Raw genomic sequence first — 23,743 nt, 5'->3', positions numbered from 1 at the left:
ACAATGGCCAAAGATACAAGAGACCTAATCCTAAGAACTTCCCTCAAATTATTTTCAGAACAAGGGTATCACGGCTCCACTATGAGGCAAATTGCCCAGAGAGCCGGTCTGTCTTTGGGTCTTGCCTATCGTTATTTCGAATCTAAAGAATCCATCTTAGAAGGGATTATCGAGTCTCACGATACGATCTTAAAAAAATATCTTCCTGAAAAATTGAATTCTACGGAAAATAGAGCAGAGCTGATCCAATTTTTAGGCGGTCAAATTATCAAATTGGTAAAGGAGAATGAAGAATATCTTCGTCTGTATTGGAGTCTTATGCTCCAACCAAAGATCCATAGATTAAAAAAACGCAATATTCATTTGGTGAACCTGATCTTTTACGAAAATTCAAAAAAGATCATCCTGGCTTTAAAGCCGAATTATACAGAATTCGAAGTGAAAAATCTTACCTCGGCCATCATTGGCTATATGATCAATCATTTGACCAATAAAAGAGAATTCACTTTGGAAGACTTCCGTGCATATATTGTATACGCGCTGGAGAATACCTAAACTCCAAAGGTTTGGAAAGAATCGTATTAGAGTTACAAGATGATACGATTTCTTTCCTTCCCCACTCCCAAACAAAAAAATCCCTCTCCTAAAGCGATCCTTCATAAAACGGATGCTTCTTTTTTTAGGAACTTCTCCCTTAAAAAAACCCTAAACAAAGAAAAGGTCTGGATCGATGTAGAAAATCCGAGTCCGGAAGATCTGATCTTTTTATCTAAAAACTGCGGTTTCCACGATCTAGCAATAGAAGATTGTGTGAACAGGAACCAAAGGCCTAAGTTCGAAGATTATGAGGACCATGCTTTTATCGTTCTTCATAGTTTTAGATCGGAAGGAGAACAGTCTTTTTCCGCTACGGAAACACATGTATTTTTTAATCGTAAGTTTATCGTTTCAGTTCATGAACATAAGGAACCTTTGATAGATTCCCTTTGGAACCGAACTCTTACGGAACAGAATTTTGCTTCTAAGGGAACGGATCATGTTCTGTATCTGTTATTCGATCTTTTGGTAGATTCCAATTTTCCGATCTTAGACCAGATCTCTGAACAGATCACTGACATAGAAAACCAGATACTTACAAGCGAGATAGAGCCAGACTTTATAACGAATATTTTATATGTAAAAAGGAATCTGGTCCGAATGAGAAGGGTTCTTTCTCCCCAAAGAGAAGTTCTGAACCTGATCATGAGACATGAAGACAAATTCCTTTCGGAAAGGGTTCGTTTCTATTTTAGGGACGTGTATGATCATTTGAGTAGGCTTGTAGAAACCATAGATATGGACAGGGATCTGATCGGAAACTCCATGGATGCCTACTTTTCCATTCTTTCCCAGAAGACGAACGATATTATCAAACGACTCACTCTGGTTTCTATGATCTTTATGCCGCTCACCTTCTTGACCGGTTTTTTCGGGATGAATTTTACCGAACTTCCCTACGAGAGCAAACTAGTCCTGAGCGCCTCTTTAGCTACCATGCTTACCATCCCAGGTAGTATGATTTTGTATTTTAAATATAAAAATTGGTTTAAAGAATAGTCCAAGTCTTATGGACAAAAAAATTGCAATCGTCACCGGCGCGAGTCGAGGTATAGGCGAAGAAGTTTCCAAACAACTTTCTAAATCAGGGATCCACATCATCTGCGCTTCCCGTAAAAAAGAAGACTCCGAAAAAACTGTATCTTATATTCAAAAAGAAGGCGGTTCTGCAGAGGCCTTTGCTCTGGATGTTTCCGATCCAGATTCCATCGATATGTTCCTAGAAGAAATTCTCTCTAAATATCCTAAGATCGATATTCTTGTGAATAATGCAGGAGTGTATCTGGATAGCGGTTCTATCGAGAGCACCACTCTAGACATGTTGCAAGGAACCTTAGATACGAATTTAATCGGACCTTTTCTTCTTTCCCAAAAGATCTTAAGGCTAATGAAAAAGAACGGTTACGGAAGGATCGTAAACGTAAGCTCAGGAATGGGCCAACTTTATGATATGAGTTCCGGCTATTCCGCCTATCGTATTTCTAAAACTGCTCTGAATGCTCTCACTCGAATTCTTCATTCCGAATCTTCCGGCAAGGATATCAAAACAAATTCCGTTTGCCCTGGTTGGGTGAGAACAGATATGGGAGGCAAGGCAGCGACTCGTTCCGTTGAACATGGTGCAGAGACGATTGTTTGGGCAGCTCAGTTGGACAAAAACGGTCCTTCTGGAATTTTCCTGAGAGATAAAAAAGAAATTCCTTGGTGAAGCACTGAGATAGATTTGTTGGAATTCCAACCTGGATTTGAATACGAGGATTTCGTTGACGAAGGAAGGATTTTGTGATATTGCGTGAAAGCGCTCTCCCACGGGCCACTCCCCCCTCCCGAGTTCGGGTGGGGGCGATCTTAAAATCAGTGTAGGAGTTCCAACCTTTCTCACGCGAAAGTGAATCCGTTTTTCAGCGGGCGTTCCGATTTTTTTGGCTTACAACGAGGCGCTGGAAGAACTCAGAAATTTTTTCCCGCGGCAGGGATACGCAGGGCTTGTCACGAAGTGACGAGGGCGAATGCCCGAGCCCGCAGTAGCCCGGTCCGAGCGAAGCCGACTACTTGGTGTGTCCTCGATAAACGCCTCCGGTTATCGAGGACTCGCTCGCTCCCTATGGGTCGTTCGCGAGGAGCCGCCCTCTTATTTCCCGAAGAGGTTCTTCACTCCATCCACAAATTCTCTTCCGACCGGAAGATTTGTCTCGTCTTCGTCTTTCAGATAAATTGTATATGCACCACCCGCTTGGGATTTCGCTGCAGAGACAAGATTACGATTCACCATATGTTTTCTATGGATACGCAAAAAATCTGTCTTAGGTAATTCTTTTTCTAGATCGCCGAGTAGTTTAGCGGTTTCATAATCTCCGTCCTTCGTATGAAGAACGGAACGTTTTCCATTAGCTGTGAGATAGTAGAGATCTGCATACAAAACTCTGTGAATCAAACCTCCATCACGAAAAACGAATACTGGATCCGGCTCTCCATTTGCTCTGGAGCTGGAAATGGACTTTAACTGCAAATGATGAAGTGCCCTTTCCATACATGCTGAAAATCTTTCCTTTGTATAGGGTTTTAAAAGATAATCGCAGGCCCCCACCTCGAATGCTTTAAGGGTATGTTCTCTATAAGCAGTAGTGAATACCAATACGGGAAGATTTTCCCCTATCTCTTCTAAAACCTGTAATCCCGTTTTTTCGGGGAGATTAATGTCCAGAAAAACCAGATCAAATTTTTCTTTTTTGAGAAGATCGATTGCCTGAGAGCCCGTTCTCGCGATCCCACCCACTTCGAATTGAGGCCAACTTTCCAAAAATTTACGGAGAAGGTCCCTGGCCGGAACCTCATCCTCTATCACTAAAACCTTATATAGCACGCTATTCATCTTGATGCGAATTCCAATTTTAATGTGGTGATTCCAAATTTATCTTTTTCTAATTTAAGTTCCGCTTCTCCGAAATTATACTCTAACCTGGATTTTATATTATTTAAGGTGCGAGAAAATTCTGATTTTTTGTATTCCGGCAATAAATGGTGTTCTTGTTTATCGTCCCCGTTATTTTTGATCTCTATTTTTATTCTTCCAAAACTTTCTGTGGCGCTAATCTCCAATCTCCCCGCCTCGGAACGATTTTCTAATCCGTGTTTAAAACTATTTTCGACTAATGGTTGTAAGGTGAGAGGAGGTATCCTAAGTCTAGAAAAGTCTCCCACTTTTTTGATCTTGATCGTCAAGGAATCCGAAAAACGTATCCTTTGCAGTTCCAGATAGTTTACCGTGAAATCCCATTCTTCCGAAAAAGGTATGGTTTTTTCGAAGATCCGATCGGATAAAAATCTATAGGTTTCAGAAAGAAGAATAAGAGCGTTATCTGCTTTTTGTGGATCTGTAACGAGTAAGGAATGGATGGTATTCAGTGTATTAAATAGATAATGCGGGTCCATCCTGTTCTGAAAGGTCCTGTACTGGATATCTTTCAATTCGCTTTCCATCTTCTTCCTTCTTTCGATCAGGATCTGCATGGATTTTTCCAAAAAGGAGATGAATAACGCCAAAATTAAACTGCTGAGAAGAATATTATAAGATCCTCCATGAGGTCTTTCCACACCTTCTCCTGCTAATAATAATACATGGATGATTCCGCCTGACGCGACTCCCAAAACGGAAGCGATTGCCGAAGCGACTACCAAAAAAGCACCCGTAAAAAATGCTCCTTTGTTCATTCGGTTTAGAAATTCTACCGAAAACTCCACAATGGAACATACACAATGTGTAGTTACTTGGGTGGCCAAGAATACCTTCCAAAAAGGAGCCTTGGAATTATGTGCGACTAACAGCGAATTCATCGTGCCGATCACGGTGTTGATGGTTAGCCAGAATAATATCTTAAAAGTGCGCATAGAATAGATGGTCGAAAACTTTTTTCCGTTTCCGACTCCACTGATCCTGTATTCTTTTAACCCGTCGATTCCCTTTTTACAATCTTATTCCAGGGAAAGTATCGTTTATTCCAATCGAATGAAAACTACAGAAATCGGATCGACCCGATGGTTAAATAGAAAGTCTGGTAGACAAGAGAGTAAGGATAGGATTATCTAAACGAAATTTTTTCTTTACGACTTTTGTCGGCAAGTAATCGAGGGGGACCTCTTTGAAACGGACATCTATTCGAAAACTAATCACCGCTGCCTGCTTTATTATGGGATCCGTACATTTATCCGCAGAGGAAATCGTTACCACTAAGAAGGACGAACCGGACGGTTTTTACGGTTTGAAGATAGGCGGTATCCTCTCCCCTTCTTATAACCAAAGAATGAGAGATGGAGGATCCGGACTTACTAATACATATCCTAACGAAGAACCTGGCTTCTCCACCCCTTGGACTCTTTTAACTATTAATAAAGAATTTAAGGAAACTGGGGTCAGCTTGGAACTATGGGGAGAATTATTACGTTCTGCTCAAGTAAGCGCCGACACAAGAATGGACGGAGGAGTAAAATCTAATCCGTATATTTTAGGAATCAGAAGGGCTCTTATCCGCAAAACCTGGGAAACAGGACTAGGAGAGTATTCACTTACCTTCGGAATGCAGGAACTTCCACATACATACACCCAATGGAAAAATTATTGGAGATGGAGATATGTGGACAAAGGACCTCTAGAAAGTTTAGGATTTGCGCCTGCTCCCGCCGATATCGGGTTAGGTGGAACTGGAAAATGGGATACTCTATCCGCTCAGGTTATTCTTTCTAATGGAGAAGGTTACAGACAAACTCAAAATACCGACTCCTCAGGTTTTGATCTTTCTTCCAGAGTTTCTTACGAACCTAAAATTGGAGATGAGAATCGGATCGGCCTGCATTTCTTTTATAGATCGGCTAATTTAACCGGAGCTGCCACTTCCGATTGTAGAGAAGGAACAGCATGTCTTGCGTCGGATAATAATCCTTCTACCACCCTCAGAAAAGATGTTCGTTCCTTAGAAAGTGACTCTTATGCTGTAGAAGCTAATTTTGATCGTAAAAAAATTCTTAACTTCGGACTTGGATATGTGTTCAGAAAACAAAAAGGCGGAGAAGTCCGGGACATTTCCAAACCTTTCGGAGCTGTGACTCCAGGTTTGGATTCCACTGGTACTGCTGCTTACGCCTGGTTGTCTTTAGGATGGGGAGATTTTAGGATCGTGGGTAGATTAGAAGGAGGAAGCGGTAGAGATGGAGTACTTTCCGCAAACCGAACTCAGATTAACCAGGTCATGCCAGGAAGTCCCGAATCGGATTATTGGAATTTACAAACCAATACCGTAGGACCTTTGGTAAATTCTTCCGGTTATTCTGTTCGTTCTTCGTTCAGAAGAGGTTCCGTATTCGCAGAATGGAATATTACGGATTCCTTACGTGTTTCTATAGGATATACCGAATCCAGAAACAGAGACAAGGACGGAGATAGAGAACAATCCTATGTGGACGGGTCCGGAAATGAAAGGACCAAAGCGGAGTATTTACAACAATTCCAAGGCGGTGCAAATAATGGGATCGTATCTTACGGCCGCCTGACCAAGGAGTTAACTCTTTGGACTACTATCGAATTTTAAGGAGAAGTTTATGAAACTGAGAGTTTGGATGATCTTAAGCCTCGTGCTTTCCATCGGTTCCTTGGTTTTAGTGAGCCAAGAAAACAAGGAGAAGGACGCGAGAGTTTCTTTCCTGATCGGAAAAGTACAGTTGCAAAAAGGCGGCAAGGGAAGTTGGAACATTTTAAAACAAGGAGACTTGGTCTCTGAAGGAGATATAGTTTCCACGGGGAATGCTTCTAAAACCACTCTACTCTATAAGGGTTCTGAGTTTAAAGTCCTGCCGAATACAAAACTGAAAATTTCCAGTCTATACAACGAATCCAAGGACGGCAAACTGGAAGTGCAAAGCGGATTTGCCTGGTTCCAACTTGTAAACCTAAAAGGTAAAAAATTCGAAGTCACCACTCCTACTACAACGGCGGGCGTGAGAGGAACTGCATTCTCCGCTTTCCATGATCATAAGTCCAAGGATTCTTCTTTCTGTACTTGCGAAGGTAAAGTTTTGATGAACGGGACAGGTGATCCTAAAGACGGAACCATGCAGGAAAAAGGAAACGGCGGTTATTATCCTGGGGATGGAGCAGAACCAAAAAGAAGTTCTTACGAAGGGATTATCGTAAAATTTAAATCTCTTCCCCCTTTCAAAGATCTGATGAAAAAGAATATTTCCTTAAAAAACTGTTTATCCTGCCATACACCTCAAGGTTGGACTCCGGAAGATTCCGTTCCAAGCGATGAGACATACGGCGGAGGAAAAATGTAAATCCTATTTCAAAATTTTGGAATGTATAAGAGGCTCGGAGATCCGAGCCTCTTTTTTTATCCTAAGGACAAACTACCGTAGAAGCTGGATTCGAAGCAGCAGCTCCCTGAAACTGCAATGCACCGAATAGATACGGATAAGGTTCAGAACCCGGGGTCACATTAAAAGTTTTCAACATGAGATTATCAGTGTCCGCCTTTATATTACAGGTTGTATTATTCGTAGGATGGTATAACGAGCTGATCGTCAATGTCCTTGGCAAAGGCACTTGTCTTAACACATTATTCACCAAAGGAACAATCAAAGAACGGATCAATGGATCCACCACTTGGAAAATCCCCTTCGGATCCAAACCGAATGGATTGAAAGTATTACCTTCTAAAATGTCCAGAGTATAAGACATTTTACCCACGTCTTTGTTTAATACTAGTTTTAATGCATTCAATTTATCGTAAGTAGTGTTTCCGGTAGGATTCACAAAAGGAACGAAGTCGAAGACACCATCCGCCTTGATACTGACTCGTGCCTTATTTAAAAGGTAACGACAACTGTTTGCAGCAGTATCCGCAACCGCACTGCTACAAATTACTGGAGACGCATCCGTCCCAATATTAGTCCCGTTCGGTCTTCTTCCGAAAATTCTTAATTCCAAATCCGTAAAGTTAACTACCAATGTAGGTTTCTGAGCGGCAGTCCCCACCCATTTGAATTCACCGTTCGGAGCATGGATTGAATAGACATCTATATCCACGTCATCCGTAGAATTTACACTTCGAATGAGCTTCGTAGGATCACTTGGGTTCAGTCCATTCAGCGGTCTTCCCGGAGAAAGTACATTCATCAAGGTTCCTACTTTCACCAACTCTTGGGTCAATTGGAATAAAGGATCATCTCCCGCATAAGCAACAATCGTATCTATGAATTGACGATTGATCCTTAAATTTAAGGCGCCATTCTGCCAAAGACTGAAAGCTGCTTGTGTAACTGTATCGGCGGTTAAGGTGAGAAGTAACCCTGGGTTTGCAGCACTATTATTAAAAGCATACTCTCCTGTTAAAGCCTGGGTTGCAGGTACAGGACGAGTACTCACGAAACCTATAGCTCCACCTTGGCCATGGTAATTCGGACTCGTATTGGCAAGCCTACTTCCGGCAGGAGTGACTAAGCCTAGATCCGCAGAAGCGACTACTGCTTTATTGGACCCGCTCATTCTAACAACAGCGTCCGGTTCCACTTGTAATTGAAGACTTAAAGGAAAATTTGCAAGAGGAGCAGGTAAATAATTTGGAAGAGTGATATCCAAACCTGGAGTTTTTAAAGATTGAACCACGGAGTTCAATGCCTTAGGAGCCACACCTTGAATCACATCGCCTAACATAGCTTGAGTGATCTTAGGGGCAAGAGCAGCAACCATACTATTAGCTAGATCAGTGCCGATAGAAGTAATCAGGTTCGCCAACCAAGAGCCTGAACTTCTCTGCACTATATCATGAGTCGTAAGATTCACAGCCCATTCTGAAACGTAAAAATTTCCTGTGTCTGGATCCGTAGGAGAGAACGGAGTTTTGATCTGGATCACAAAATTACCGTTACTATCCACACTGGAATTTGTGCGTGCTTTTGCAGTACGAACCGGTTTTACGGTTATATTATAGTTTAGATCTGAAGTCATACTAAAAGAAAATAATGTTCCCGCACAAGAACCGGCGAGTCCGCAAAGAAAACCTCCGATATCTCCTTGGTTCCGAGCGACTACGATAAGCCCAATTGTTGCCGCCTTCCCTCTCAAGGTTACTCCCAGATCTCCATTTCCGTTTACTTTCAAACATGCTTTTATGTTCTCAGTCGCATTCGTAATATCTAAATTATTACAGTCTTTAGTAGTACTTGCACTAACGGTTGTAGGAATATTCACGCTTGTGATATATACATCCACATCGAAATTCATACAATCGCTCAAAGGAGGACATCCGTATCCGGTAAAGGCTCCTTGATTATTTCCCGTTCCATTCGGTCCGCAATATCCGTCTTGGAAAGTGGCAGAAGTATAATCGCTCGCATCTCCATAACTTCTAATAAAATTGAAAGAGTCGTAATTCATACAATATCCGGATCGTTTTGTACCGGAAGTAGGCGCATTCGAAAAGTTTGCGAAAGTTTTGATTACATTGTCTGAAGGGTCCTTGATCCTAAAATCTCCTCTCGCAAAACGCTCCAACACTCCACCGAATAATCTTAATGTTTGGGCCTCGTCCAAAACCGCTGCTGCACCTTTAGTGAGAATATTATAAGGATTCGAATTTACCTTTCCGTAATTAAAACCGAAACTTCTTTGGAATACCTTACCTGCAGAATTAGTGATCTCGAATACGTAGGAGTTTCCACCTTGAAAAGGTTTTAATCCATCTACAAGACCGTTCAGATTCAAAGAAGAAGCAAGAGCATTCGTCATATCACAAGGAACACTCGGAGAATTACAAATATCATAAGTAACCGAAGAACCCATATGTTTCAGTTTGATGGATTTAATATAATTCGTACCTGCAACCGGATTCGTAAAACTTGCAGTCAAGTTCATCGATAAAGTTCCAGGAAGTGCATCTGCAAACGTGAGGTCGTTAACGGAATTTCCAGGTCCCACGGATTTTCCGTTTAGACTCATAGTTACGTAATAATCGGGTTCTGTAGTGAACTCTGCGGTATAAGCGGTTAATGTTCCGCCTTCTATTCCCTTAGCATCGGAGGTTAAAGACAATTGATATGTGGTATTGGATTTGAGTTCTCGATACGGATCGAAAATCAGCCTTCCTCCTGATTTCCAATAAAAGACTCCTCCTTTACTTTCAGCAGCTGGAGAGCTCGGGCCTGGTAAAGGAGCAAAACTGGAAGGCCCCGTTTTTTCTCTTAAGGTGAAACTGGTAAATACAGTGTTTCGATCCATCGGTTCGGAAAAAACAATCTCCAAACTTTTGTATCGATCCACTTGATCAAATGAGGCAAGGTTTAATGCAGCCTGGGGACCTGTAGTACCAAAATCCACAGGCAATGTAGCTGGGGTATCTGTCTCAGTATAATTGATATTATTGACGGTCCTAGGAACGGAGCCGCCTCCATCTACGGGGATTCCTATAGAACTAAAGAATGAATCGAGTACTCCCCCACTCTTTTCGGATTCCTTACAACCCGAGAGCATAGGAAGGACCGCCAGACAAGTTATAACAACCGTCCGTTTAATAAAAATTCTTTCTCTTTCACCCAATCCGGTAACCATCTTTTTTCTCCAGTCTTCAATCGCATGATTTCATTCACGTTCGGCAGGAATCGGCACTCGTCAGTGCCTATCCAACCTCGAGCGGACCTTCTTCTTTCGAAAAACCGACCGCCCTTAAGAGTTTATTTTCAATTTTGGAGAAAACTCTTGGTTCAGGATTTATTCTATTTTTATAATATTATCTTTTTATATTTATCCTCTTTTATTCCTATTCATACTTTCTTAAGGACAATTCACTACCGATCCAGGATTCGTAGCTGCAGCTCCTTGGAACTGAAGACCACCGAATAGATACGGATAAGGTTCGGTATTCGGGATCGGAATCGTGATCAGTTTCAATTTGTCCGTGGTAGACTGAAGATTACATACCGCGCCCGAAGAAAAATTCGTAATCGCGGAAACGTTCAGTGACTTAGGCAAAGGCACTTGGCGTAATACGTTATTCACCAAAGGAATGATCAAGGAACGGATCAGTGGATCCACCACTTGGAAAATTCCTTTAGGATCCAATCCAAATGGATTCACTGAATTTCCTTCCAGAATATCCAGAGTATAAGCCATGCTAGTCTCATCCTTTTTGATCACAAGACTCATAGCGTTCAAATTATTATACTGAGGTTTTCCAGTTGGATCCGGGTTATCAAAAGGAATAAAATTGAAAGACCCATCCCCTTTGATACTTACGCGTACGGTGTTTAGAAGATAACGACAACTATTTGCAGCATTGTCCGCTGCCGCAGAAGAACAAGTAATCGAACTCAAGGTTGGATATCCTATTTGGGTCCCATTCGGCCTTCTTCCATAAATCCTTAATTCCAAATCAGTAAAGTTTACTACGAGTGCCGGTATAGAATTCGCGCCGCCAAACTTAAATTCCCCATTAGGAGCATGAATCGCATACACATCGATATCCACGTCGTCAGTAGATTTTACGTTTTGAATAAGTTTAGTAGAATCACTCGGATTCAAACCTACTAAAGTAGATCTACCCGGTGCCAAAATATTCAGAAGAGTCCCCACCTTCACTAATTCTTGGGTTAGCTGAAAAAGAGGATCGGAACCTGCATATGCAGTGATGGAATCTATAAAAGGTTTATTGATTCTTAAATTTAAGGCACCGTTTTGCCAGAGACTATATGCGGCCTGGGTAACAGTGTCTGCGGTCAGCGTCAGAAGAAGCCCAGGATTCGTAGAACTTTTTGAAAATGGGAAAGTTTTAGTGAGAGCATCCGCATTAGGAACAGGGCGAGTGCTCACAAAACCGGAAGCCAATTGGTGTCCGTGATAATTTGGATCCGTATTAATTAATGGAGTTTTGGCTACCAAAGCAACGGAAGCAGAACCCACAAGTCCCTTATTTGCTCCGGATACGGTAGGAACCACATCCGTTTGGAATTTCAACTTTAAAGAAAGAGGGAAACTTTGGAGAGGAGTAGGAAGATAATCAGGCAATACTACATCCAAACCAGGATTTGCCAAAGAAGTTACAACTGCATTTAACGCGTTAGGCGCAACCTTCTGGATCACGTCTTTTAACATGGATTGGGTGATAGCAGGTTTTAAAGCAGGAACCATATCGTTCGCGATAGATGCAGTTACGGAGGATAGAAGGTCCGCTGCCCAGGAAGTGGAATCCACATAGTCGACCGAGTCTAAAGTCCCAGCATTATTTTTAACTCTTAAATGATCGGACCATTCTTTTGTATAAAAATTGTCAGAGGTGGTGTTTGCAGGAAGAGCAGCTATAGTCAAAGGAGTTTTAATTGCTATATTGAATTCTCCATTCGTGTCCACTATAGTATTCGTGTTTGCAACTGCGGCACGAGGGTTTGCAGTTTCATTCAAATTCACTTCCGCTATCGTGGTGAAATAGAATTTACTACCGGAACCAACAAGTCCTAAACCGATCGAACTACGGTTCCTTGCAATGATGGCAAGATTGATGATCGCCTTACGACCGTTAATGTTCACTTTCAGGTTATTATTTGCAGGAACACTTAAACCAGCTGTGATCGTAGGATCAGTTCCCGTCATAGCAGGGATATTGACTCCTGTGATGTAAACGTCCATATCGAAGTCGGAACAACCCAAGAAACATCCGTTACCTACGAACGCTCCAGGATTTGCGCCAGATGCTCCACAATATCCGTCTCCGTTGTCGGGATCGGTTGAATCCCCGAAGCTACGGATAAAGTTAATCTCCGAATGATAATCTATACAATAGCTCGTTCTTTTCGCAGTACTCTTAGGATTATTCGAAAAATCTGAAAAAGATTTATTAGTAATCTTATAATCGTTTTTAGCAAATCTTTCTAAAATTTGGCCGAACAGTTTTAATGCCTGAGTCTCGTCTACAATCACAGCAGCGCCATTTGTGATCAAAGCATACGGAGTGGTATTTACCTTTCCATAATTGAATCCGAAAGATCTTCGAAAGACCTTACCGCTTGTAGTAGTAATCTCGAAGATATACGCATTTCCACCTTGGAAAGGTTTTAATCCAGCTTTAGCTCCTGAAAAAGTATTCAAATTCAAAGAAGAAGCAAGAGCGGCAGTCATATCGCAAGGAGGAGCGGCACAGATCACATGCTCCGCAGTAGAACTTAAATGTTTCAATTTGATGGACTGGATAGAATTCGCACCACTAATCGGAGAAGTAAAACTCGCGTTCAAATTCATCGCAATCGTTCCGGGAGCAGCGTCCGTATAAGTCAGGTCCTTGGAAGAATTCGCAGGACCAACTGCTGTTCCGTTTAACGTAGCACTGATTAGATAATCAGGCTCGGTAGTAAATTCTACAGTATAAGCCTGGAGGTTTCCACCTTCTAAACCTTTGGATGCGCCGGTCAGATTCAATTGATAAGTAGTATTCGGCTTTAGTTCTTTGTATGGGTCAAAAATCAATCTACCACCAGATTTCCAATAAAAGGACCCGCCCTTTTCCGCAGCAGGACCAGGCAGTAATGTCCCAGTTTTTTCCTTTAGAACAAAATCACCATTCACAGTAGATTGTGTCATAGGCTCAGAGAAAACGATCTCCAAACTTTTATAACGGTCTACTTGGTCGGTAGAAGAAAGATTTAATAATGCCTGGGGTCCCGCAGTCCCAAAATCCACAGGAAGAGTTGCCGGCTCATCAGTATCCTTGTAAGGAGTTAAGGCCGCACTCGGAGGAAGACTTCCTCCTGAATCGGAAGCGATCCCGAGACTTGCAAAGATAGAATCGGATAGGCTTCCTTGCTTTTCTTGTCCGCATCCAACGGATACGAAGAATAGAGCGAAACCGATAAGTAAAAATCCCTTGAATGTTTGCATCTTCATTTGTGTCGGTAGTCCCGTTATATATCTATTTTTCATCTAAGTGAGAATATCGCATTCAGATCGTCCCAGTATGTCGAAGTGGGCTGTCCATCATTCCAATTATCATAGAAGAAGGCATCGGCCCCGGAGAAACGACGACCTCTTTCATAAATATCTCCGAATAATCCAATCAGAGTTCCTGCGGAATACAGAAACGCCCTGTTATCCATAAGAGAAGTTTGGATCATATCGGATCTCAGAAGTACTTTAGTATTTTCGAATAGTTCTTCTACACTGTAAGTAGAAGACATGCTTGCATTCTTCTCCAAGAAACTGAAGAAACTTCCAGGTTTACCTAATTGGTAACCTGTAGCATACAGGTTCCTTCCATATGGAGCCATAGAATCCAGAACAGGAGGAAGACTTGTTGTCAAAATATCGGAAAGAGTATAAGTCCTTGTGTCTAGAGCAGTATTATTCGGATCAATGTCATCCCCCACATAGAAGAGAGAAGAAATAAGATCCAAAGTATTCGAAATCTCACCTGCAGTGAGTTGGATATCCAACAAGAGATCCAATAAGAAATCCAAGGACTTCACTAAAGACCAACCGGAAGATCTGGAAACGTAATCCCGAATTCTTCTTACCAGATCATCTATTTTCACCCAAGCAGGATCATACAGATCATTACGTGGGCGATCGTCGTATTTATCCGCGATTCGGAAGACTAACCAATCAATTCCTTCGTCGATTGCAAACTGGTTCGGACAATTTGTTTGGAAATTCGCTTCTCCACCACAATCTGACCAAAGTTTTGTTTGATTCAAAATCCCGGATAGACCATCCATCACTTTGTCTCTTGCATCCGATTTCGCAGGATCTCCTAGATTCGTAGTAAACTTGATCAATCCGGAAAGAATATCAGTTTTACTTAATAGATCTAGAGGACCATCCGTCATACGATTTCGGTCTGTGCTTGTAGGTGTAGAAGTTCCTTCTATCAAAACGCTTAATAAAGTTCTGTAATTCTTAGAAGCTTTGTATTCTACAGGAGTAGCTTTCGGATTTCGCAAACCTGAGGCAATTCCTACAGTTCTAATTTGAATAAAAGAAGGTCCCGGAGAAGAAATTCCAGTTCCTTGGATTGGACTTACATTGGAGTCGTATACACCGTTAGGTCCATAAGTTTGGTCCGGACCATAATAAACGTACGGACGGGAGAAAATTTCAGCGAGACCGGTAAATAATTTGTATGGGTTTCTTGGATGTAACGGATTCGCGTCGCTTTTTGCATCGTCACCTAAAGCTTTCGCCAACGCCACGATAAAGGGAGTCAGACGATTTCTTTTATTCCAGTTCGTGTTTACTTGAGAAGCAGGAGTATCCGTAGTTCCTAAGAAACCAAGTTGTTTGATCACACCTGCATTTTGAGATACTACAGGAGGGATCATACCATATACAGTGGTTGGATCCGGAATCAAAAGAGGGAATAATGCGGAATATACCGCAGTCACTTGGAAACCTTCATTCCCTGCTAAACCATATCCCCAACCTTCTACTAAGAAAACCGAATCTCCTGGTTCATTAGATAGATCTTGAAAATTCGTATCCTGAACTACCCAAGGTCCGGCTTGGGTTCCAGAGTCAAAGGACTTGATAGGGGTTCCTTTTTTCTGCCAAAACCCATTAAAGTTTGTACAATCATCTTTTAAAGGACCACAATTAGGGCTCAGGTTCATCATTCCCATGATCCCGTTTCCGATCGCGGTGATGAATAATGCCTCTTGGTAAGTAACTGTTGCGGCTAACTTAGCTCTCACAGGAAGAACTGCTACGAATCTTTTTTCGTATAGAAGCCATTGTAGATTTTTGTAAAATGCTTCTTCTGCACTTGCCACAGGAATGGGCGCCGGAGCAGTTTCAGTAATTGAATAGAATCCTTTATTGGTTAATACGGCAGAAGCAGCAGTTTGATCCACTCCTCCAAGATAAATACGTCTTTCTCCACCTGTACCTGGATCGATTTGAACATAGTATTTGGAAGTATTCCAACTAGGTTGATATTGTAACGGATCGCCGTTAGGAGCAATCGGCTGTCCCCCACTATCTGTTTGGCTATAATAAGGACCGTAACCTTCTAAGGTAACCTTAACAATCCAATCCAGCATCCATGGAACAGTCTTATTGTATAATTTATCAAATGTAGCTTCGGCAGCAGGATCCGTAATTTGTTGAGTTTCTCCACGAGAAACAGCCTCTAAAATGGAAAGAACTCTAGTATTAAAACCTATTTTATATACCGAACCATCCCTAAATACCTTGGAACTAGTGCGACTTAATTCGGTAATATTCTTAAAATTGAATGAATCACCGGAACCGATCACGGATCCCATACTGAACATTGCATCACCTAGGGTTAGCTCACCTCCAGTCGTGAAGGGAGCCGCGTCGGTTAAAGCATTATGAGTGGTTTGAGCCGGATTCCATCTATAACCATAATTATCAGCAAGAGTCAGAACTATGAAGAGGGTTTCCAAAGAAGAAAGAGGACGGCTTTCCACATCCGTTTGGCGATTTCTTCCATCACCATCTAATTGCAGAAGATCCTTAAATGTTTGGCTGGAACCGGAAGAATTCCGCATAAAATCCAGCAAGTAAGCATTTTTAGCGGTCTCTTTCAGAACGTTTACAGTTACATCCCCCTGAGCAAAAATTAACCCCTTAATCGTTACGAAAAGGTCACGCAGCATTGTTCTCAATTCAGCAGGTTTCAAAATACCACCCGGAGAATTGTAAGCAGCATTCGTAGAATATTCGTTGGCGCTGAGCTCTACAGGAGATGTAGTATTTGCAGTGAAAAAGTTTTCTGAGTTTATTATAAAATTCTTAAATGAGGTTTGAGGAGTCATTTGGTCCTCAAACCCGGCAGCCTTATACATCATCTCGCCGAAATCGTAAATAAGAGAGATAAAACCTTCTTTTAAGGTGCGATCTGTAAGCAGAGAAGGAGCAAAAAAGCCACCCAACAGACTCTCGACTCCTGTGCGGAACGTAGTATTTTTACGTAATCCTTTATAAAGAAAATCTTCTATATCATGAAGAGTATCTACAGTATCCGGATCTACCAAAAGATCTGCAGTATCGTGAATAGAAGTAGCGACTTGATTTGCAGTTTTAGTATTGTACTCGATCAGAAGTTGGTTCGCGCCAAGCGGCATCAAATTACGAACTACAGGTTTTTTATAATGACGGATCTTTTCAAAAACGGGCTGGATAGAAGAATATGCCGCAGGATTCGAAGTTTGCATCTTTTCGATCATGTCTGCAAGACCCAAAGAAAGAGTTTGAACGGCAGTCCGACTCTGCAACATAGCGGATTCTAAGGCGCGAATTGTGCCTAAATTATCCGTTCTTGGAGCTTGGGAGAGTGCATCCCCTAAGGCTTCATTAAAGCCAACTGGGTCCATATTGGTGAAAAAGCTCTTCACCACGGGATAAGGATTCAAAAAACTGAATAAAGAAACACCTTTGTAATCGTCGGTGTTGTCTGAAAATTGGGAAATTCCGTTCTTATCAGTTCCGGCATGAGAGCAGGCACCGGATAATAACAATATAAGAGAAATGAAAATTATATTTTTCTTAAAATCCAGGAGGCTAATATTCGCCCCTGTAAATTCCCCTATTGGCCGCATTTTCATCCCTTAAACCTCTCTGGGTCCGTGTTCGCTTTTTTGAACAGTTGTTATTTTTCGGAACCAGAACGGCTTCTATTTATACCGTAAGTCTAAAAAATCTTCAATCTTTTTTTATATCAACTGTTCTAATCGTGTATCGATCGCTATACTTGTACATACTATAACGGTATAGACAAGGACTTTTTTCACTATAATTGGTAGTTTTTAGGATAACGTACGTTATTTTTAACTGTCTTATACGTCTCTTATTTTCTCCTAATTTCACTTAAAATCATGTTCTAAAGCATGATTTAATCAAGGTTTCGAATAAACGCACGTTTACTTTTTGGAAAGTTTTTATTGACAGAAGGTAATTTCAGAAGCCGCTAAAAATAAAAAAGGCCGAGAAAACTCTCGGCCTTTTCTTTATTACATTTTGGATATGGAACTAAGCTGTTGCCGCTTTCCTTTTGTAGATAGCGTAACCAATTGCTGCCAATCCTAATATCAGCCAGATATACCAGAACTTCACAAGAAGAATGGTAACAGCAGTAATCACGAAAGCCACGACTCCAAACACTATGGAAAGAGCTGCCTTCCCCAATTCTCCCACAAAAGGAACAAAACTTAAGAGAGAAAGTAATGGTCCCGCAAGAAGGTTAAAACTCACCCACATTGCAATGAAACAACCAAGTCTCATCAGCCATTTTGCCGTATTATCATCACTTTGGATGTCCTTCATAGTGGTTTGGAAATCGCCTACGGAGGCATTCAGAAATTTATTACCTTCTTCGCTAGTAAACTCTCCGATGGAGCCTCCGCTCACAGCCCCTACGAAAGTCATATTTTCTTCCGGAACCGGGACTAAAGATACGCTGATTCTTTCACAACCTTCGGTTTGGTCGCTCGCGCATTTTTGCGATAAATAGATATAATCTCCTTCGGCAATTCCTTTCGACAATTCTCCTGATCCAGGACTTACAGAAGGTACTGCAGAAGTTAGGTCTACTTTGGTCAAATTCACGCTATATGTTTTACCATCTTCGGCTTTCACTTTCGCGTCAGAAGCAACAGAACTCTTATCATCCACAGTCGCCTGGTAGAAAGGTTTGGACTTACATGCAGGATCTTTGAAATTTCTAGGATTTTTGGGAGAAGAGATCCAATCCAATTCACAATCGTAGACCGTCTTTTTGGTTTTAGAGTCTTCTTTGCTGGTTTCTTCCCAAGCATATACTTCGGAAGATTGAGAATAGGAAATATATTTTCCAGGTTTTACGAATTCTCCTCCAAGTGTATCAGCGCTCAATTTACCGGTAATATATGAAGCAATTCCCGGTTTTGCTTGGGCAGCAGGTAACGCACCTTTGAGAGCGGCACTTGCTTGCTCGCAAGTTTCTACTTGAAATATCAAATATAATGAAAGTGGAAAGAGTACTACCCCTGCCAACATTCCTTTGAACGAATCACCGATGGATCCGAATATGCTCGAACTTTCCCCTGAATCTTCAAACGCCATGAAAAAACCTCCCAACTGGCCTTAAAAAAGACGAAAGGGCATTTTACATTCCACACAATTCGGTAGGCAATATCTTTTTTCCAACCTAAAAGTCCGTTGGTTCCTTCACAAAACGTACGTTTTACAAAATGAGCATTAAATCGCTTAGTCCACAAATTTTTTAGAAGCCGTTTTAGATCCTGCGAAAGGCCTAAAAAATCGAAAGGTCAATTCTAATCCAAGGTGTAAAGATCCCGTGAATTACTCCAGTTCCCACAAACTGCCGCCGAAGATTTCTCATTGCTTATTTTAGAATCTTCTGATAGAGGAAAATCTCGTTCTCCCACAAGGCCCGCCTCCCCACCCAAACCAGGGTGGGGGCGCCCTTTATCACACGTTGGAGTTCCAGCATTACTTTCGAAATTCTTGGATTAGATCCTATCTAATTGGGAAGTCGTTTGGAATTTTTAGAATGGACTCAATAACTTCAAAGATTCTAGAATAATTCCAGCCAGGCTTTGCGGATATCAGACTTTTCCATGAAGTAAGTACCGATCAGCGCCGCATCTACATGGGAACGGAACTCATCCAGGTCAGCCTTACTCTTCACCCCAGACTCTCCTACTTTCACAATATTGGGAGAAAGTTTGGATGCTACCTTAGGAACCAGTTCCTGATGGATTGAAAAATCATCCAAGTCTCGAGTATTGATACCGACTATATTTGCACCTGCCTTGGCAGCAATAGTCGCTTCTTCTTCCGTATGGATCTCTGTGAGAACATCCATATTATATTTTTTTGCTTCTTTGATGAGTTCAGCAAGTTTTTCAGGTGTAAGTATACGAACTATAAGTAGAATTGCAGCTGCTCCAAATTCCCTTGCTTCTGCCACCTGCTTTGCATCTAGTATAAAATCTTTTCTTAATATAGGTATATTCACCTGAGAAGAAACATTCTTTAGATCTTCAAGGGATCCGCCAAAATATTTTTTGTCTGTGAGTACGGAGATCGCAGTTGCTCCGCATTCAGAATAGGTTTTTGCAATGGAGACTGCATCGTATTCTTGCCGGATGATTCCGGAAGAAGGGCTCATTTTTTTACATTCCGAAATGATTGAAAATTTGCGAGAACGTAGAGATTGCCATAATCCGGTCCCCGCATATGGGGAAGGACTATATTCGGGAATCGTTTCAATTTCCCTTTTTTTATTTTCTACGATTTCTTGGAGAACCCGATGTAATGCCATCATCGGTTATGCGCGAAAAGTTCGAAGTGCCTCGTCTTCCGTTTCTCGGATATCAAATAGAGAGGTAAGTTCGATCACATCGAAAATTCTTTTCACCGCTGGTTTGATCCCGCAGATTTTGAGACCGCCTTCTTTTGCGTTCAATTTTCTGAGTGTGGAAATACATGCTCTAAATCCGGACGAAGACATATAGTCCACATCTTGCATGTTCAAAATAACCCTGGTATGTCCTTGGTTATCGATTAGATCGTTCAGATTTTCTTCCACCTCGTTTGCGATAGAAACGTCCAAACGTCCCTTGAGGTAAACTATAAGAACTCCATCCTGTACCTTGTGATCGAGCAAAGGAACCTACCCTAGCGATAAATTAGAGACAATTCTCGGTGCGAAAAATAGCCTGTCAACCAAGTTCCCCACGATGAAGAATTTTCCTACCTCCCTATTAGGTCAAAGAGTCCTGGTTCTCGGCGGGGGAGTTTCCGGAATGGCGGCTCTCCGACTTTTGAAAGAGAGACAAGCGAATGCTGTTCTTTGTAATTCGGAAGCTCTTCCAGATTTGAATGTAACATTCGTAGGCGAAGATGTAATTTTAGCGGACCTTCTTCCAATCGCTCTCATCGTAAAAAGTCCGGGAATTTCTCCTACCCATCCAGTAATTTTACAGGCACACTCTCTCGCAATCCCAGTTGTTTCCGAGGTGGAATTGGCAAGAGCATTCTATTCCGGAAAATTGATCGGAGTGACCGGTACGGATGGAAAGTCCACCACCACTTCCCTCACTACTCATTTGGTTTCTTCCGATTTTCCAGGAGCTACTGCAGGAGGTAATATCGGTTTAGCGTTCAGCGATTTTTGCCTAAAACCGGTTCCACTTTCCGTCCTGGAACTTTCTAGCTATCAATTGGAAGATTCCGGTCCATTAGAACTTAATGTATCTATAATATTAAATCTTGCCTCAGATCACCTGGAAAGACATAAAAGTTTGGACAATTATTTCGAAGCCAAGACTAGGATTGTGGACCATTCTAATCCACGCCATACTCTAGTGACTAGCTCCAAACTTTTTAAAGAAAGGATCCAAAAATTAGGATGGTCTTGCAAAATTTCAATCTTCGGTAGAGAAGCGGGAAACGACGCAATCATCTCGGAAGAAGAGAGAACGATCAAAACTGCAAAAGCCATTTACGATGCCAAAAATTTTCCTCTTCCTGGAGGCCATAATTTAGATAACCTGGCTGCTTCTATCTTAGCCGCAGAAGCGATCGGTGCGAAACCGGAAAATATTCAAGGACTGATCGGGACTTTTAAAGGTCTCCCTCATCGTTTCCAGTATGCAGGTAAAGCGGCGGGTATTTCTTTTATCAACGATTCAAAATCTACGAACCTTCATAGTATGCTTGCTGGTTTAAGCACTTGGAAGGACAAAAAAGCCACCTTCTTGATTTTAGGAGGAAGACCCAAAGCGGAACCTTTGGAACCTTTAAAAGAATTTTTGGCTTCTGGTATCGGTTGGGTTTTATTGATCGGAGAAGCAAGGGAAACCTGGGCCCCGGTAATATCCCCTATCTTGGGCTCTCATTTAATCTTAGCAGATAATTTGGAAGAAGGTTTTGCGCAGATCAAAAACGCAGTGCGCTCCGGAATAGCAAGAGTTACGTCGGTAGTGTTTTCGCCTGCTTGTGCAAGTTTTGATCTATATAAGAACTTTGAGGAAAGAGGAGAACATTTCTTGAAACTTGTCTCCGATTGGACCAGAGAGGAACCTTAGATTTATTTAATATGTCCTTGGTGGTTTAGTTTCTCCCAAACCTTGGATTCCACGAATACTTTTAATAGATCCCCATCCAAATGATTTTCTTTGGCTTCCATTTCTAAAATGTCCAAGGCTCTATCTACAGGAACCGCTTTTTTATATGGTCGATCCTGGTCGGTCAGCGCATCGAATATATCTGAGATGGTCATGATCCTAGATTGGACCGGGATATCTTCACCGGAAAGTCCTCTTGGATATCCTGTTCCATTTAATTTTTCGTGGTGAGCATGGGCTATGGTTGGCACCATTTTTAGATCATTTGTCCAAGGGATCTTACTCAAAAATTGGAATGTATGCTCCACATGGGATTCGATTTCCTTTCTTTCTTCGAAATCCAAAGAACCTTTTTTGATGGTTAAAAACCCAAACTCGTAAGCAGAGATCAGATCCAGATTCTCTCCTTCTGTAGTGATGTATTGCATTTTAGCAATCTCTTCTAAAAACTGAGAATTTGCTTCTTCCAAGATAGAAGGTTCATTACTCTGGCTGATGATCTGGAACATGGAGGTGAGTCTTTTACATTCTTCATTAAACTCAAACTCTATCGCTTTTTCGAAATCGGAATATCCTGTAGGTCCATGTTTCTTCAAATATTCTACTTTTCTTAAGTTCAATTTGGATTCGAAATCTTTCTTTAAATATCGAAATCTCCAATCGATCAGACCGATCTCCAGATCTTCTAATTTTTTGGCCTTGACCAAAACCTTTTCTCTTACTCCAACTTTTCCGAAATCGTGAAGTAAGGAAGCATATCTGATTTCTTTAATCTGTTCTTTAGAAAATTTTGTGTCTTTATATTTTCCGGAATCCGCCCGATCTAAGGTTTCTGCAAGTCCTACAGTCAATAGCGCGACTCGAAAAGAGTGACCGCTTGTGGTTGGGTCCCTCGCTTCAATCGCATTTACTGACGCAGTCACAAAGCCTTCGAATAATGTTTCGATCTCTCTTAATAAATAATTGTTTTGGATAGCGACTGCAGCTTGTCCTGCAACTCCTAACACCAATTGAGCGGAATAATCGTCGAAAGGTTGGATCTCTTCCCCTTTCATTTGTTCCACAGTTAATTTTTGATTAAAATTTCGTTTGCGATTGATGAGCTGAAGAACGCCCACCACATCCCCCCTATGACCTTTCATAGGAACAACGAGCATAGACTTTGTATGGTAATTTGATAATATATCGAAGTTACGATTGAAGGAAAATTCTGCGTTCTCCGGCAGATCATATACGTCCTGAATATTTAGGACTTTACCGGTTTCTGCAACATAACCTGCGATACTGGACTTATTAATAGGAAGAATAAACTCTTCTGTATCTATACTCAATGCTGAAATTTTAAAACGTAAATTTCGAACAAATCCGATATCGTCTTGTTCCACCAGATACAAAGAACCGGAGTCCGCATTACAGATCTCTCTCGCACTATATAAAATTTCTCTTAAAAGTTTATCAAAATCTTTTTCGTTCGCTAAACTGATACCGATCCTAGTCAAACGATTGATCTCGTATTTTGCAGTATTAATCTTATGTAAAAGATCAAACTGATCCGTAATCATATGCAGATGTAAAAAACCGTTTGCGAACGTTTTAGAAAGATGAAGATCAGTTGTGATCTCGGGCAATATTCCAAAAATCAGATCGTCTTCGATTTCGGTATTTTTATAACCTTCATAACCTAGGTCCGCATTCAAGATGAACCTGGCCAAGATCAGGGGATTATTCTTTAGCTGTTCTCTGATCTTAATATGCTCTGATTCTAATGCTTTGGAGGAAATATAAAAGAGAGTATTAACAAATTGTGGAGTATCCCTGATCTCTGCAGACTCGAAAAAATCGTTTAGATCGATCAATTCTGCCTGGATCTTGGTGCGGAGGATCGAAAGTCTTCCGGCAAGAGTTGCGGAATCCGTTACGATATATTGCTTAAACTTGGATTCCATCCTGATTATCCCATCCTAAGCATCTTTTAAAATCGTGAAAAGGAGTTTTTTTCAAGTTTTCGCCTTGGACATCCTTC

Annotated in this window: 15 protein-coding genes; 6 read left to right on the top strand and 9 right to left on the bottom strand. The window is 41.4% G+C overall.

From position 1 onward, the window contains the following. Positions 1-3: 3 nt before the first annotated feature. The 3 genes from CH365_RS10530 to CH365_RS10520 are packed head-to-tail and all read left to right on the top strand — an operon-like array spanning position 4 to position 2,305. Complete coding sequence (locus tag CH365_RS10530; protein ID WP_100768526.1) at positions 4-555, top strand: TetR/AcrR family transcriptional regulator; 552 nt, start codon at positions 4-6, stop codon at positions 553-555. Between the two features lie 39 nt (positions 556-594). Continuing rightward, positions 595-1,596 (top strand): magnesium/cobalt transporter CorA, encoded by a 1,002-nt coding sequence (gene corA / locus CH365_RS10525; RefSeq protein WP_100768525.1) that lies wholly within the window; start codon positions 595-597, stop codon positions 1,594-1,596. 10 nt (positions 1,597-1,606) lie between these two features. Beyond that, on the top strand, positions 1,607-2,305 hold the full coding sequence (locus CH365_RS10520; protein WP_100768524.1) for an SDR family oxidoreductase: 699 nt from the start codon (positions 1,607-1,609) through the stop codon (positions 2,303-2,305). Between the two features lie 423 nt (positions 2,306-2,728). Here CH365_RS10520 and CH365_RS10515 read toward each other — a convergent pair whose 3' ends face one another. Both CH365_RS10515 and CH365_RS10510 read right to left on the bottom strand, forming a co-directional pair. Further along, a complete protein-coding gene (locus CH365_RS10515) occupies positions 2,729-3,469 on the bottom strand; it encodes a LytR/AlgR family response regulator transcription factor (protein ID WP_100768523.1) in 741 nt (246 codons plus the stop codon). Beyond that, positions 3,466-4,431 carry a sensor histidine kinase gene (locus tag CH365_RS10510; protein ID WP_100768673.1) on the bottom strand — a complete coding sequence of 322 codons (966 nt, stop codon included), beginning with the start codon at positions 4,429-4,431 and terminating at the stop codon, positions 3,466-3,468. Before CH365_RS10510 ends, CH365_RS10515 begins: the two co-directional genes overlap by 4 nt. Before the next feature lie 305 nt (positions 4,432-4,736). Here CH365_RS10510 and CH365_RS10500 point away from each other — a divergent pair, with 305 nt between their 5' ends. Next, a complete protein-coding gene (locus CH365_RS10500; RefSeq protein WP_100768521.1) occupies positions 4,737-6,179 on the top strand; it encodes a hypothetical protein in 1,443 nt (480 codons plus the stop codon). 10 nt (positions 6,180-6,189) lie between these two features. After that, positions 6,190-6,924, top strand: coding sequence for a FecR family protein (locus CH365_RS10495; RefSeq protein ID WP_100768520.1), 735 nt, complete (start codon positions 6,190-6,192; stop codon positions 6,922-6,924). Between the two features lie 61 nt (positions 6,925-6,985). On the opposite strand, the gene CH365_RS10490 is transcribed toward CH365_RS10495, so the two are convergent. The 6 genes from CH365_RS10490 to CH365_RS10465 form a co-directional block, all read right to left on the bottom strand. After that, on the bottom strand, positions 6,986-10,195 hold the full coding sequence (locus CH365_RS10490) for an Ig-like domain-containing domain (protein ID WP_100768519.1): 3,210 nt from the start codon (positions 10,193-10,195) through the stop codon (positions 6,986-6,988). A 222-nt stretch (positions 10,196-10,417) separates the two neighbouring features. Then, the gene (locus tag CH365_RS10485; RefSeq protein WP_100768518.1) at positions 10,418-13,516 is read right to left on the bottom strand and encodes an Ig-like domain-containing domain; all 3,099 of its coding nucleotides are present in this window, start codon (positions 13,514-13,516) and stop codon (positions 10,418-10,420) included. Between the two features lie 32 nt (positions 13,517-13,548). Continuing rightward, positions 13,549-17,193 carry a hypothetical protein gene (locus CH365_RS10480; protein WP_208861196.1) on the bottom strand — a complete coding sequence of 1,215 codons (3,645 nt, stop codon included), beginning with the start codon at positions 17,191-17,193 and terminating at the stop codon, positions 13,549-13,551. A 424-nt stretch (positions 17,194-17,617) separates the two neighbouring features. Beyond that, positions 17,618-18,688 (bottom strand): TMEM43 family protein, encoded by a 1,071-nt coding sequence (locus CH365_RS10475; RefSeq protein WP_100768516.1) that lies wholly within the window; start codon positions 18,686-18,688, stop codon positions 17,618-17,620. 475 nt (positions 18,689-19,163) lie between these two features. Then, positions 19,164-19,916: a beta/alpha barrel domain-containing protein gene (locus CH365_RS10470; RefSeq protein ID WP_100768515.1), complete on the bottom strand. Its 753-nt coding sequence runs from the start codon at positions 19,914-19,916 to the stop codon at positions 19,164-19,166. Positions 19,917-19,919: 3 nt separating this feature from the next. Next, positions 19,920-20,258: an STAS domain-containing protein gene (locus tag CH365_RS10465; RefSeq protein ID WP_008596972.1), complete on the bottom strand. Its 339-nt coding sequence runs from the start codon at positions 20,256-20,258 to the stop codon at positions 19,920-19,922. 73 nt (positions 20,259-20,331) lie between these two features. Here CH365_RS10465 and murD point away from each other — a divergent pair, with 73 nt between their 5' ends. Further along, entirely contained in the window at positions 20,332-21,681 is a 1,350-nt protein-coding gene (murD, locus tag CH365_RS10460; protein WP_100768514.1) for a UDP-N-acetylmuramoyl-L-alanine--D-glutamate ligase, read from the top strand. Between the two features lie 2 nt (positions 21,682-21,683). Here murD and CH365_RS10455 read toward each other — a convergent pair whose 3' ends face one another. Continuing rightward, the gene (locus CH365_RS10455) at positions 21,684-23,666 is read right to left on the bottom strand and encodes an HD domain-containing phosphohydrolase (protein WP_100768513.1); all 1,983 of its coding nucleotides are present in this window, start codon (positions 23,664-23,666) and stop codon (positions 21,684-21,686) included. Between the last annotated feature and the right edge of the window lie 77 nt (positions 23,667-23,743).

The organism is Leptospira neocaledonica (assembly GCF_002812205.1).
Taxonomy (GTDB): domain Bacteria; phylum Spirochaetota; class Leptospiria; order Leptospirales; family Leptospiraceae; genus Leptospira_B; species Leptospira_B neocaledonica.
This window is presented reverse-complemented; position numbering and strand designations above follow the sequence as displayed.